The organism is Synechococcus sp. H55.7 (genome assembly GCF_047462395.1).
Lineage (GTDB): Bacteria > Cyanobacteriota > Cyanobacteriia > Thermostichales > Thermostichaceae > Thermostichus.
Window position 1 is genome coordinate 39930 of the sequence record NZ_JANSJD010000005.1, and the last position, 13266, is coordinate 53195.

Sequence of the window (13266 nt, forward strand, 5' to 3'; positions counted from 1 at the left end):
ACGTAGTCCTTACTGTTTCGGATCCTCTACAACACGCTCTACAGAAATACACTCTAGTACTTTTGGGCAAGAGGGAACCACCTCATCGACGCGCTGGTGGGAAGGGGGTCGGGTCACGGGAACAGGCTAGAGTGGAGGAGCCAGACCACCTTTTGAGAGCTCGTTTGAGATGGACTGATGTCGGCCCTACCCACTCCTCTGCTGGGGCAATCCTTATCTGCCCTGAAAGACTGGGCAGTTGCCCAAGGACAGCCGGCCTATCGCGGGCAACAACTGCACACTTGGATCTACCAAAAAGGGATCCGCTCCCTGGAACAGGTGACGGTGTTTCCCAAAGCTTGGCGGGAGGCGGTGCAAAACTACCCGGTGGGGCGCTCGCGCATCGTGCAACGGACAGAGGCCCGCGATGGCACTGTGAAGTTTCTGCTGGGGCTGGCGGATGGGCAGTTGATCGAAACGGTCGGGATCCCAACGGCCAAGCGTCTGACGGTCTGTGTCTCTTCTCAGGTGGGCTGCCCCATGGCTTGCGATTTCTGTGCCACCGGCAAGATGGGCTACCGGCGCAACCTGGAGCTGCACGAGATTTTGGATCAGGTGCTGACGGTGCAGGAAGATTTTGGCCGTCGTGTCAGCCACGTGGTTTTTATGGGCATGGGGGAACCGCTGCTCAACCGCGATACGGTGGTGCAAGCCATCCGCAGCCTAAACCAAGATATCGGCATCGGCCAACGGCACATCACCCTCTCGACGGTGGGTGTACCTCGGCAAATTGCCTGGCTGGCGCAGCAGGATCTGCAAATTACTCTGGCGGTCAGCCTGCATGCCCCCAATCAAGAGCTGCGGCAGCGGTTGATCCCTGCGGCAACCCACTACCCTTTGGAGGCTCTGATCCAGGATTGCCGCGACTACATGCGGCGCACCGGGCGGCGAGTCAGCTTTGAATATACCCTGCTGTCTGGGGTGAACGATCTGCCCATTCATGCCCGCCAACTGGCGCACTTGTTGCAGCAGGCCAGCCGGTCAGGGGTGCAACTGCACGTGAACTTGATCCCCTACAACCCCATCTCGGAAGCCGACTATCAACGCCCCCATCCCGCACGAGTCGAGGCGTTTGTCCGCCAGCTTGAAGAGCACCAGGTGCAGGCCAGTGTGCGCCAAACCCGTGGCTTGGATGGCAATGCCGCCTGCGGCCAACTGCGGGGATCCTTTCTGCGCTCTTTGCCACGGGATTTGCCGGGCAACGCTTGCGCGAGTACATCAACTGAGTCCACAGGCGCGCTTTAACCAGGCGGCATCCTGTTCTGACAAGGTGGCGTGGTGGATGGCATAGACCTGCCGGTGATACTCATCAAGCCAAGCCCGTTGCGCCTCGTCTAAGAGATCCCAGTCGATCAGGCGCCCATCAAAAGGGATCCAAGTCAGGGAACGAAAGCCCATCCAGCCCTCCGGCTCCGGGATGGGGATCACCTCGTAGAGATTCTCCAGGCGGATCCCACCCCAGCCCGGCTGGTAGTAGCCCGGCTCGATGCTGGTGATCATACCCACCTTGAAGGGGGTGCTGGCGCGGCGGTGGATCCCGTTGGGCCCCTCGTGGACGTTCAAGAAGGCGCCGACGCCGTGGCCGGTGCCGTGGCCGTAGTCCAGCCCTGCCTGCCAGAGGCTGGAGCGGGCAATGCCGTCCAAGGAGACGCCGTAGGTATCGGGGGGAAAGATCTGGCGGGCGCACTGGATGTGGGCTTTCAGCACCTCGGTATAGCGCCGCTGGCACAGGGGATCCGCCGGTTGCGAGCCAATCCAGATGGTGCGGGTAGCGTCGGTGGTGCCCCCCAGGTAGTGGGATCCCGAATCCAACAAAAACAACTCGCCTGGCTGCAAGAACTTCTGGGGATCGGGGGTGCCGTAGTGGACAATGGAGCTGTTGGCGCCGGCCCCGGCGATGGTGTTAAAGCTCAGGCCCACCCAATCCCCTTCCTCGCGGTAGTGGGCCTCCATAACAGCAGCCACATCGGCTTCGCTGATGGGGATCCCCGCTTGAATTTGCCGGTCAATCCAGGCCAGGGTGCGGATCTTGGCCCGGCTGGCCTTGCGGTTGGCCAGCCGCATCTGCTCCAGCTCGGTGGGGTTTTTTACCGCCTTGAGGAGATCCACGGGGTGATCCAGCTCGCGACAGGGGATCCCTTGCAGCAGCTCTTGCGTGCCCTGAGTGGTTTGCTTGGGATCCAATCCCACCGGCCCGTAGCCCTTGGCCCACTGGGGCAGCTGTTCTGGGTAAGCCTCGTAAGGCCAGAGCTCGACCTCGGCTTCCACCAGCATTTGCCGAGCCGAGGGCGTGAGGCGCTCCAGGTCAGTAAGCAGGGCAGCCCTCTCCAGGCCGACCAGCGCGTAGGCGCAGAATACCGGGTTGTAGGGGATGTCAGAGCCGCGCAGGTTAAACAGCCAAGCCACCTGATCCAGTTTGGTTAGGGGCAACAATCCCACCCGCTTGCGGCGCATCTCCTGGCGCACCTGGGCCAGCTTGTCGCTGGCAGTAGCCCCGCAGAGGTGGACAGGGACAGGATAGATGGGCTGATCGGAAAGGGCCTGACGGGATCCCAGCTTGTCCACGGGGTTTTCCGCCACTGGAATCAGCAGCACCCCCCCGGCTTGGGCGTGGGTCTGCAACTGCCGGTAGCTGGCCACTGACACCGTGAAGGGATCCACTCCTAGGCGAAAGCCGGATCCCAGCTCTTCTACGATCTCCATCAGGCTGGGCTGATCCGGCAGGCCGCCTTTGATGACGGTAAACAGGTTGGGATCCACTTCCCGCTCCGCCTGCTCGTGGTAGCGGGGATCCACCCACAGCCAGGCCCTGTCCCGGCTGATCAGAGCATCCCCCACCGAGCCGGTAAAGCCTGTAATCCACTGCCGCCGCTTGCGATGTTCCAGCAAATACTCATTGAGGTGCTCATCAGCCGAGGGCACCCAAAAACCATCTAGATTTTGTTCCTGCAAAAGCTGGCGCAGCTGCTGCAAACGGGTGACAATCTCCGAACGGGGCAGGGTTTGGAGCATGGCAAGGACAAGAGGGAGATCTGGGCCGATGGCCCTAGAGACCAATATAGTTCTCTTTACCCTGGGAAAGCAGACGGGACATAGAGGAAGCGGCTACTGGGGCCGCTGCTCAACTCCAAAGCAGGAGCCAAGGGCTTCCGCGCCGCGTTTTTCAGCGATCGGGTGCAACCCTTGCCGCACTGCTTCTCCCAACCAGCACCGAAACGGCTGGCTACCTCGTTATTGAACGCCGTCGCGAACGCACCGCTCTAACTCCCCTCTCCCGGAGGGAGAGGGGTCGGGGGTGAGGGTCGTCCCTGAGGGAGAGGGGTTGGGGGTGAGGGTCGTCCCTGAGGGAGAGGGGTCGGGGGTGAGGGCTAGGATTCGGGAAAGCCGGCCTCTCGCCAAGCGCGGATGCCGCCGTCCATGGAGATCACGCGGCGGTAGCCCATCTTTTGCAGGTTGTCGGCTGCTAGCGCCGAGCGAAAGCCGCCACCACAATAGAGGACAATTTCTGCTTCTTTGTCTGGGATCACCTTCTCGATATCCCGCTCGATGATGCCTTTGCTTAAGTGAATGGCGCCGACAATGTGGCCGGCCTGCCACTCCGACTCTTCCCGCACGTCAACCAAGTAGAAGGGATCCCCTTGCAGTTGTTTTTGCCTCACCTGTTCAACGGTGAGCTCTTGGATGCGGCTTTTGGCCTCGTTAACCAAAGCCAGGAAAGCAGGGGAGTGGTGGGACGCCATGCACACCTCGCAGAGAACCCAGCTCCCAGGATAAACCCAGGCCCAATCCAGTGAGGCAACGCCAAACCTCAAAATCGCTCCCCCCATGGCCAACCTGGACTCGGAAACCTCAAAACCTCGATCCTCAGCAAGCTAAACTAAGGGCAGATTTGCCGCCGGAGGCCCCCAGTTTGAGCTCTCGATTCACCCTTTCCCAACTGCTTGGGTTCCTTGCTCTGACTTTGAGCTGGGGGATCCCTTTCCCAAGCAAGGCACCGGCCCAGGCTGCCCCCATGCCTCTGGAAAGCGGGCTCCAAAAACAGGTCTCCGCCCCGGCACCGGCTCCCCTGGTGGAGTGGCTGAAGGAGCAAATGGACGCTGCCAACCGCCGCGACTTGCCGGGGGTGATGGCCGGCTACAGCCCCGACTTCCGCCACCGCGACGGCCTGGATCGGCAGGGAGTGGAAGAGGCCATTGGCAAGCTATGGGAGGCCCATCCCCAGTTGACCTACTCGGCGGAAATTGTCTCTTGGCGGCAGGTGGGCCCTGAGATCGTGGCCGAGATCGCCAGCCAAGTGCAGGGATCCCAAGCTTCAGCGCGGGGGGAGTTTCAGGTAAAGGCTTCCGCCCTGGTGCGTAACCGCTACCGCCCGGATGCGGCCAATCCAGGACAACTGCTGCTCGTAGACCAAGAAGTACTGCGGGAGGCCAGCACCCTCACCTCCGGCTCAGCACCTCCCACCGTCACCTTCGAGTTGCCGGAGGTGGTCAAGCCGGGATCCACCTACTCGCTGCAGGCCATTGTGGCAGAACCCCTCACCCAGTCCTTGCTGCTGGGCGCTGTCGATGAGCGGCCCGTGGCCGCGGCCAGCTACCTGGATCTGACCTCGTTTGCCCTCGAACCTCTGCAGGCGGGCGGGCTCTTCCTGCAGGCGGATGCCCCTCCAGAAGCAGGGGCTGAGTGGATCTCAGTGATGCTGGTCAACCAAAGTGGCCTTGTCGTCGAGAGCCGGCGTCTTACCATTCAACCCTGAGGGAGCCGACGTCTCTCAAGGGAGCCTTGTAGGACATATCGACTCCAAGCCCTTGCGGTCGTCGAAAACCTACAAAAAACTATCCGCTCTCTCCCACCGCCTAGGAGATAACAGGCGATCCGGGAGAGAGCGGCCTAGCGGGCCTTCAACTGGAACCTGACTGCCGGGAGGAACTCCAAGCGAGCCAGAACGCGAAGACTCCTCAGCAAGCTAAGGATCTGAGTTCAGGCCGTTAGAGAACAGCCCCGGCGCACAGCCGGCTGAACCCAACTTGACGACCCTTACAACTACTACTGTCTGGCATCCGCAGGAACCTCCCTTACTCAACAACATCCTGAGGCTAGCACAAATCTTTACCAAGGTGGCGGGCCGGATCCCTTCTCCCCAAGAGGGCTCCAACAAGGGGGAAGTCAGGAGGCAGCGCTGAGGAGAGAGCAACAGCGTAGGATAGAAGGACGCCCTTTAGCCTGCTCAAATTGCCGTGGACTACAAAAGTACCCTCAACCTGCCGCAAACTCAGTTTCCCATGCGGGCGGAGGCCGCCAAGAGGGAGCCCGCCATCCAAGCCTTTTGGCAGGAAGAACAGATCTATCAGCGTCTGTCGGAAACCAATCCCGGGGATCCCTTTGTGTTGCACGATGGGCCGCCCTATGCCAATGGCGACATCCACATGGGCACCACCCTCAACAAGATTCTCAAAGACATTGTGAACAAGTACCACATTCTGCGGGGGCGCAAGGTGCGCTATGTGCCCGGCTGGGATTGCCACGGCCTGCCCATTGAGCTAAAGGTGTTGCAAAGCCTCTCCCCCCAGGAGCGGGAAAGCCTCACCCCCCTGCAACTGCGGCAAAAGGCCAGAGAGTACGCCCTGCACTACGTCAACGTGCAGCGGGCCAGCTTTCAGCGGCTGGGGGTATGGGGATCCTGGGATCGGCCCTACCTGACCCTCTCGCCGGAGTACGAGGCAGCCCAGATCGAGGTGTTTGGCCAGATGGCCCTCAAAGGCTACATCTACCGCGGCCTCAAGCCCGTCCACTGGAGCCCCAGCTCGCAGACGGCCCTGGCGGAAGCAGAGCTGGAATATCCCGACAACCACGTCTCCCCCAGCATCTACGTGGCTTTTCCTCTGCAAAGCCTCAGCCCGGCAGCGCAGCCGGTTTTGGAGCCTTTTCTGCCGGGCTTGCGGGTGGCCATCTGGACCACTACCCCGTGGACGATCCCGGCCAACCTGGCCCTCTGTTTCAACCCCAAGCTCACCTATGCGGTGGTGGAGTCTCCCCGCTTCGGCCTGCTGTTGATTGCTGCCGATCTGCGGCAGCGGCTGGAGAAAGTTCTGGAGACCCCCTTAGAGGTCAAGGCCACGCTGCCGGGATCTGCCCTGGAATACTGCCAGGGACGCCACCCCCTCTCTGACCGTGCCAGTCTCTGTGTTTTGGGGGACTACGTCACCACTGAGTCCGGCACCGGCATTGTCCACACGGCGCCAGGCCACGGGGAAGACGACTTCAAAACCGGCCAAAAGTACGGCCTGCCCATCCTCAGCCCTGTGGACGAGCAGGGGAGATTCACCGCCGAGGCCGGATCCCAGTTTGTCGGGCTGGATGTGCTCTCCAAAAAGCCGGAGACCAGCGGCAACCTGGCCGTGATCAAAGCCTTGCAGGCTGCCGGCGCCCTGCTCAAGGAAGAACCCTACAACCACAAATATCCCTACGACTGGCGCACCAAGGAGCCGACCATCTTCCGGGCCACGGAGCAGTGGTTTGCGTCTGTAGCCGGCTTCCGAGAGCTGGCCCTACAGTCCATCAAAACCGTGAACTGGATCCCGCCGGAAGGGGAAAACCGCATCACCGCCATGGTCAAAGAGCGCTCCGACTGGTGTATCTCCCGCCAGCGGGCTTGGGGTGTGCCCATCCCTGTTTTCTACGACGAAGAGACGGGCGAGGTTCTGCTCACGGCCGAGACCCTCGAGCACATCAAAGCCATCTTTGCCCAGGAGGGATCCGACGCCTGGTGGAAGCGGCCGGTGGAAGAGCTGTTGCCGGAGCAGTACCGCCGCAATGGCCGCACCTACCGCAAGGGCACAGACACCATGGATGTCTGGTTTGACTCCGGCTCCTCCTGGGCGGCGGTGGCCAAGGCCCAGGGGCTGGGCTACCCGGTGGATCTCTACCTGGAAGGTTCCGACCAGCACCGGGGCTGGTTCCAGTCCAGCTTGCTGACTTCCGTGGCCGTCAATGGCTGTGCCCCCTACAAAGCAGTGCTCACCCACGGCTTTGTGCTGGACGAAAAGGGCCAAAAAATGAGCAAATCCCTGGGCAACGTCATCGATCCCCTGGTGCTCATCAACGGCGGCAGCAACCCCCAGACGGATCCCGCCTATGGCGCCGATGTGCTGCGGCTGTGGGTCTCCAGTGTGGACTACTCCGGCGATGTGCCGATAGGCAAGACCATCCTTGGGCAGATGGCGGACATATACCGCAAGATCCGCAACACGGCCCGCTTTCTGCTGAGCAACCTTTATGATTTCAACCCAGCGCAGGATGCTGTTCCTTTTGAAGCGTTGACGGAGTTGGATCGCTACATCTTGCACCGCCTGCAGGAGGTGGGAGAGGAAATCACCGCATCTTTTGAAAGCTACCAGTTCTATCGCTTTTTCCAGGCGGTTCAGAACTTCTGCGTGGTGGATCTCTCCAACTTCTACTTGGATATCGGCAAGGATCGCCTCTACATCAGCCATGCCCGCAGCCGGCGGCGGCGGCAATGCCAGACGGTGCTGTCGCTGTTGCTGGAGAACTTGGCCAAGGCCATCGCCCCCGTGCTCTCCCACCTCGCAGAAGAGATCTGGAGCCACCTGCCCTACCCCAGACCTACCCGCTCGGTGTTTGAAGGGGGCTGGATGCAGCTGCCAGAGCACTGGCGGGATCCCCAGTTGGCGGCCACCTGGGAAAAGCTGCGGGCGGTGCGGCAGGAGGTGAACAAAGCCCTAGAGCAAGCCCGCACCGACAAGGTCATCGGCGCTTCCACCGAGGCCAAACTGATCTTGAAGGTGGCGGATCCCCATCTGTACTCCCTCTTGGAAGAGCGGGCGGCAGAGCTGCGCTACTTGTTCATCACTTCCCAAGTCGAGCTGGTCAAGGCCGACCCTGGAGAGGAAGACCTGCAGGTTGCCGTTCAGCCGGCGGACGGGAAAAAATGCGTGCGCTGCTGGAACTATTCCACCCGCGTGGGCGAGTTTGCCGAACACCCAGAGCTGTGCGAGCGCTGTGTAGCCGCCTTAGCTGGGGAGTTTTAATGCCGGGGTGGGTTGGCTGCAAGCGTGCTCGATATGCGTGTACAACACCTTGCCGCGCAGGGGCTTCTCTAGCCAGGGAGTGGCGTGGGATCGGGAGTGGAGGGTGGCGGCAGAAACCGTCCACGGGTGGGCGGGATCAAACAGCACCCAGTTGCTGTGGGGGGTGAGGGTGGGCGGATCTAAGTTGAGGCAGCGGGCCGGGTACAAGCTAAGGGCCGACCACAGTTGCAGGGGGGTCAGGGATCCGGTTGCCACCAGATGCTGCCACAGCAGCGGCAGAGCCAGCTCCAGGCCCATCGCCCCTGGCGGAGCATCGGCAAAGGGCAGGGTTTTCTCTTCATAGGTGTAGGGGTGGTGATCTGTGGCGATCCCCAGGCTGCCGGAGCGGATCCCGGCGACGAGAGCCGCGCGGTCGGCGGCGCTGGGAAGGGGGGGCAAAAGACGCAGGTGGGGATCGTAGCGGTGCTCCCGGACGGCTTCTTCGGACAAGATCAGGTGCATCCAGGAGGTGCTGGCGGTCAGCGGCAATCCTTCGGCTTGGGCTTGCTGGATCATCTCCAGGCTGCGGGCTTGGCTCAGGCGCATGATGTGCACCGGCGGGGGGGAAGGAACAGTTCTGATCACCTCCAACAGGCGGGCCAGAGCGGCTGTTTCGGCACTGGCAGGGATCCCTTTCAGCCCCAGGCGCAGCGCCCAGATCCCTTCGTAGAGGCTGCCTTGCCCGGCCAAGCTGGGATCCCAGGCCCAAAGCAGCAGGGGCTTGTTCTCCAGCCGCAGATATTCTAGAGCCCGCCGCAGCAGCGCCAAGGAGCGCAGCGGCTGAACCTCCGCAAAGCCAACCGCTCCTGCTTGCGCCAGTTCTCCCCATGGGGTCGGGGTTTCTCCTTGGCCGCCCACGCTCAGGGCAGCTAAGGGCAGCCAGCGGGGATCCCCAGGTTGGCGGGGGTAGCGGTTCAGGTGCTCTGGGCGATCCAGCACCGGAAACCAGCCGGTTCCGGGCGGGGGGGCGGGCAGAAGCGCCACCTGGGCGAAGCCTCCCGCCAAAGCCGCTGTAGCCAAAGAGGCCAGGGTCTCGCGGCTGTGGGATAGACCGTTGCCAACCATCTCGCCGCTGTGGGCGTACAGATCCAGCAAACCCGGCCCTAGAACCCAACCGGAGCCATCAAGGGTGGGGATCTCGGCAGGGATCCCTGCCGGCTCGCTGGCCCGGAGGCGACCTTCCTGCAACCACACGTCGGTCACTTCCTCCCGCTGGCGCAAGGGATCCAGCAGGCGCACTGCTCGGAGGCGCACGTCTTTTCCCAGCAGCTCAGGGGGGAACAGAGAGGGCCCCATCTTCACAAAGCTCCGGCGGTGGTGCAGTCCAGGATCTGGCCGGACAGGTGGGTGGTGAGGTTCAACACCTTTAAAACCGGGGCGCCTTCTTTACCTTCTGGGTAGTCGATCACCGTAATGGCACCGTTCCCCTGCTTGAAGATCCAAAAGGCTTGTGGGGAAAGGTCGAACAACTGACAGATGATGGCCTTGTTGATGGCGTCGTGGGCAACAACTACCGCTGTGCCTTGGGGAAATTGGGCGGCGGTGATGGCCAAAAGCTCCTGCCAGGCCGAGCGAGTCCGCGCCCACACCTGGTCAAGGTTTTCCCCGTTGGGCATTTGCACACTGGCGGGATCCCGCTGCCAGCGCTCCAGCGCGCCGGGGTATTCGGCTTCCACTTCGCTCTGCAGCTTGCCCTCCCAGTCGCCGTGGCAGATCTCCTGCAAGTCGGGCATGGGGCGCAAGATCAGGTTGCTGTGGTTGCTGCAGATGGCGTCGGCTGTGGCCCAGGGGCGCTTCAGGGGGCTGGAGAAGGCCAGTTGCAGGGGTTGAGTGGCCAAAAATTCTGCCACCTTGGCTGCCTGTTCTTCCCCGGTGGCATTGAGGGGAATGTCCCGCTGCCCCTGAAAACGGCGCTCCCGGTTCCATTGGGTTTCCCCATGCCGCACCAGCAAGATGCGGATCCCCTGCTTGCGCTTGGGCAGAGCTGGGCCGAGGTGAGCAGTGATGTTCAAAGATTCCAGTTGCGGCGGCCCCTGCAGGCCCTCAGGGAAATTGAGCACGCTGATGGCGCAGTTATCCTGCCCCAGACGGTGATAGTGGTGTGGCCCCAGGCCAATGGCGGTGCTGACCAAGGCGCGATTGATGCCGCTGTGGCCCACAACGAGGATATTGAGGGTCTGGCTTGGGGCGGACTCTGCTCGGGCAGCAGATTGCAAGTGCTCGGCCAGCATTTGCCAAAACTCCCGCGCCTGCTGCCAGAGATCCCGCACCGGAAAGCGCCCCTGCAGCTCCAGGCTGTCGGGATGGTGCCGCCACAGATGGTAGTCTTCGGGGTATTTCTCCTTCACCTCGGCAAAGGTCAGCCCTTCCCAAGCCGTCAGGTCGATCTCTCGCAGTTGCTCGGTAATCTGCAGAGGGATCCCTTCTCGCTCTTTCAGGATGATGCGAGCGGTATCGAGGGCGCGAGAAAGGGGACTGCAATAGGCGTAATCCAACGGGATCCCGGCCAGGGCTGCGGCGACGCGCTGCGCCTGTACTGCTCCGCTGGGGGCCAGACGAGAGAGATCGGAGCGGCCTTGAATGCGATTTTCCAGGTTAAAGGTGCTCTCACCATGGCGCACGATCAAGATGCGCAGGGCAGGCTGAGCCATCGCTTGCACTTTACCCACTCATGAACACCTTCTAGAGTATCTCCATTGGGCGGTGCTTGCCTTGGCCAATTACCGGTTGGGTTGCAGACTGAGGGTTGTTTCGGTTGGCTGCCGCTTATCGTGAGGGCATCTTGGCCACCTTGGAGGAGAGCTACCATGCTGCGTTCCCATTGGCAGAGGTTTTGGCTGGAATGGACATTGGCCACGTTGTTGGGGCAGGGGGCCGGCCTGGTGCTCTTTGCCTTGGTCGTGGTGATGTTGAGTCAGTTTTTCCGTCCGCCGCTGCTGCTCTTGGGCCTGGTGCTGGGTTTTTCGCGCGGGCTGGGGGTGGGGATCGGCCAGGGGCTGGCGCTGGGATCCCGGATTTTGCTCTCGACGGAGCAGGCTGTGGCCTGGGTGGGCGCAACTGCTCTGGGCTGGGCTGTGGCTGACGCAACAAATGGGCAATGCTTGGCTGGGGGTGGTGGTGGCAGGAGCGATTTTGGGCTTGGCGCAATGGCTGGCCCTGTGCTCAGGTGACGGCGTGGCTGTGGATGGCCACGTGGATCACGGCCTTCGGGCTGGGCCAGTTGGCAGAGCAGGTGCTGGGGAACTGGCCAGAAAACGTTTGGGCGGCAGTGGCCTTGCTGCTGATCCGGAGCACCCTAGATGGAGCGGTGACGGGCAATAACTTGGCCTGGATGTTGCAGAATCGGCCAGAAGCATCTTCGTCAGATCCCGGCTGAGGCCAGGAGAGACAAGCAACTCTCCCCTCACAGGTAAGATGGTTAGGCGGTGCTGGAATGCTGCCGTCAGGCTGGAGAGGGGATATGGGACAACGGCAACTCCTGCGGGGGATCTTGATCGGGTTGGGCCTTCTGGCCGCCATGCTGGTGTGGGTTGTCGTGTGGCTGCTCACCCGCAGCCCGGTGGCTTTGTTGCTGGCCCACCCGGAACTGCCGCCGATTGTGGGTTTGGCCCCCCGTTCTACCGAGGCTTTGCTGCTGTTGGCCGTTCCCCTCGACGAGGTGCAAGCGTTTTGGCAAGCTGCAACCCCTGCTCCCCAACGACGCGCCGCCCGTCAGCAATGGCAAAAGTTTTTCTCCGCCGAAGGCCCGGGTTGGCTGGGATCTGTACTGGCCGGGGCAGCTCTGGATTTTGAGCGGGAGGTGCGGCCCTGGCTGGGAAAAAGCACGCTCTTGGCCAGCTTGCCGGAGGGGGGGACTTTGGTGGCCCTGGAGACGCGGGATCGGGCAGTCTCTCAATTTGAGCTGAACCTGTTGTGGGAACGGCAGAGTTTGGCGGGGATACCGGTGCAGGTGGACACTTACAAGGGCATTCAGGTGGTGTCCAGCCCGATTCCGGGCCTGGAGGGGTTCTCGGCGGCTGTTTTTGGCGAGCAGTACGTGTTGTTGGCGGAGCAGCCGGCGGCCATTCGCGCTGCCATCGATGCTTGGCAATTGCCGCAGTTGTCTCTGGTGGCTCAGCCCCTGTTTCAGCAGGTGATCGAGCCGCTGCAGGAGGCGCATGTGGGTTGGGCCTTCTGGCAAAACCCGGAAGCGGTTGCTCCGGACGGGCTGACGTTGCAGGCAGTGGGGCTGGGACTGGGGGTGAACTTCCGGGGCTTGGTGGCCGAAAGTGCTGCCCTCTGGCGTGCGCCTGCTGAGTTCTCCTTGCCGGCGGCAGAAGCTTTTCGTCCGGAGATCATTCAGCATCTGCCTGACGAGACCTTGGCGCTGGTTTCTGGAGCTCACCTGGCCTCGGTTTGGCAGAGCTTGGGGCAGATCCGGCCTCTGAGCCCCCTGGGGTGGCGGGTGGATCCCGGCCAATGGCTGCAGCGCTTACAATCTCAGGTGAAGCTGGACTGGCAACGTCTGTTGCCGGAACGGGGGGAGTTTGCCTTTGCCCTTTTGCCCGGCGACCGGGATCCGGCCTGGCTGTGGGTGGGTAAGATGCCGGACGAGCCGGGTTCCGACCTGGATGAGCGGGCGCGCGCCCAAGGCTGGCAGGTGGTTTCTCTCCCGATGCAGCGCGGCACCGCCACCGCTTGGGCTCAACCCAAGCCTTTGCAGCCCAGCCGCTCCGCCTCTGGAGCGGAGATCCCTGGCGGTGGGCCGCCGGAGGTCAGCGGGGAAGAAGGAGCCCTGTCAGAGGCTCTCCCCCAAACGCCGCCAGGGATCCCGTTGCTGGCGCAGGTGTATCACGCCGACCACAAAGGCTATTCCTACCTGGCCTCTTCCTTGGCGGCTTTGGAGGCGGCCCTCGCGGATCCCCCCTTAGCTGCCGACCGCGCCTGGCGCAAGGTGGTGGCTCCTCTGCCCCACCGCAATCTGGGCTATGGATATGGATCGCTGGGGTTGCTGCTGGAAAGCACGCTACTTAAGGGATCCCGCTGGTCGTCCACGCGCTTTGCCTTTGCCACCACAGCCCTGACGGTTTCTGAGGCTCCCTACCCGGAGCGGGGCCGCCAGATCACCCAAATGGGCAAGCTGGTTTGGCAGTGGTATTGAGGG

At 62.3% G+C, this 13266-nt stretch carries 10 protein-coding genes; 6 read left to right on the top strand and 4 right to left on the bottom strand.

The features are described from left to right. The first annotated feature begins 177 nt into the window (after positions 1–177). Positions 178–1284: a 23S rRNA (adenine(2503)-C(2))-methyltransferase RlmN gene (gene rlmN / locus NW851_RS03540; protein WP_414332483.1), complete on the top strand. Its 1107-nt coding sequence runs from the start codon at positions 178–180 to the stop codon at positions 1282–1284. Here rlmN and NW851_RS03545 read toward each other — a convergent pair. Together NW851_RS03545 and NW851_RS03550 are read right to left on the bottom strand one after the other, a co-directional pair. After that, complete coding sequence (locus NW851_RS03545) at positions 1258–3051, bottom strand: aminopeptidase P family protein (RefSeq protein WP_414337074.1); 1794 nt, start codon at positions 3049–3051, stop codon at positions 1258–1260. The two genes, rlmN and NW851_RS03545, sit on opposite strands and share 27 nt — an antisense overlap. Before the next feature lie 356 nt (positions 3052–3407). Further along, complete coding sequence (locus NW851_RS03550; RefSeq protein ID WP_414332487.1) at positions 3408–3779, bottom strand: rhodanese-like domain-containing protein; 372 nt, start codon at positions 3777–3779, stop codon at positions 3408–3410. 272 nt (positions 3780–4051) lie between these two features. On the opposite strand from NW851_RS03550, the gene NW851_RS03555 reads away from it, so the two are divergent. Together NW851_RS03555 and ileS are read left to right on the top strand one after the other, a co-directional pair. Further along, on the top strand, positions 4052–4792 hold the full coding sequence (locus tag NW851_RS03555) for a hypothetical protein (protein ID WP_414332489.1): 741 nt from the start codon (positions 4052–4054) through the stop codon (positions 4790–4792). Positions 4793–5318: 526 nt separating this feature from the next. Further along, positions 5319–8084 (top strand): isoleucine--tRNA ligase, encoded by a 2766-nt coding sequence (ileS, locus tag NW851_RS03560; protein ID WP_414337120.1) that lies wholly within the window; start codon positions 5319–5321, stop codon positions 8082–8084. Here the strand turns inward: ileS and NW851_RS03565 are convergent. Further along, the gene (locus tag NW851_RS03565; protein WP_414332491.1) at positions 8067–9419 is read right to left on the bottom strand and encodes a dihydroorotase; all 1353 of its coding nucleotides are present in this window, start codon (positions 9417–9419) and stop codon (positions 8067–8069) included. The two genes, ileS and NW851_RS03565, sit on opposite strands and share 18 nt — an antisense overlap. Positions 9420–9421: 2 nt before the next feature. Continuing rightward, entirely contained in the window at positions 9422–10774 is a 1353-nt protein-coding gene (locus NW851_RS03570; RefSeq protein WP_414332493.1) for a histidine phosphatase family protein, read from the bottom strand. A 156-nt stretch (positions 10775–10930) separates the two neighbouring features. Here NW851_RS03570 and NW851_RS03575 point away from each other — a divergent pair, with 156 nt between their 5' ends. The 3 genes from NW851_RS03575 to NW851_RS03585 are packed head-to-tail and all read left to right on the top strand — an operon-like array spanning position 10931 to position 13263. After that, positions 10931–11293 (top strand): hypothetical protein, encoded by a 363-nt coding sequence (locus NW851_RS03575; protein WP_414337075.1) that lies wholly within the window; start codon positions 10931–10933, stop codon positions 11291–11293. Between the two features lie 14 nt (positions 11294–11307). Further along, the gene (locus NW851_RS03580; protein WP_414337076.1) at positions 11308–11499 is read left to right on the top strand and encodes a hypothetical protein; all 192 of its coding nucleotides are present in this window, start codon (positions 11308–11310) and stop codon (positions 11497–11499) included. 57 nt (positions 11500–11556) lie between these two features. After that, a complete protein-coding gene (locus NW851_RS03585; RefSeq protein ID WP_414337077.1) occupies positions 11557–13263 on the top strand; it encodes a DUF3352 domain-containing protein in 1707 nt (568 codons plus the stop codon). Positions 13264–13266: the final 3 nt, after the last annotated feature.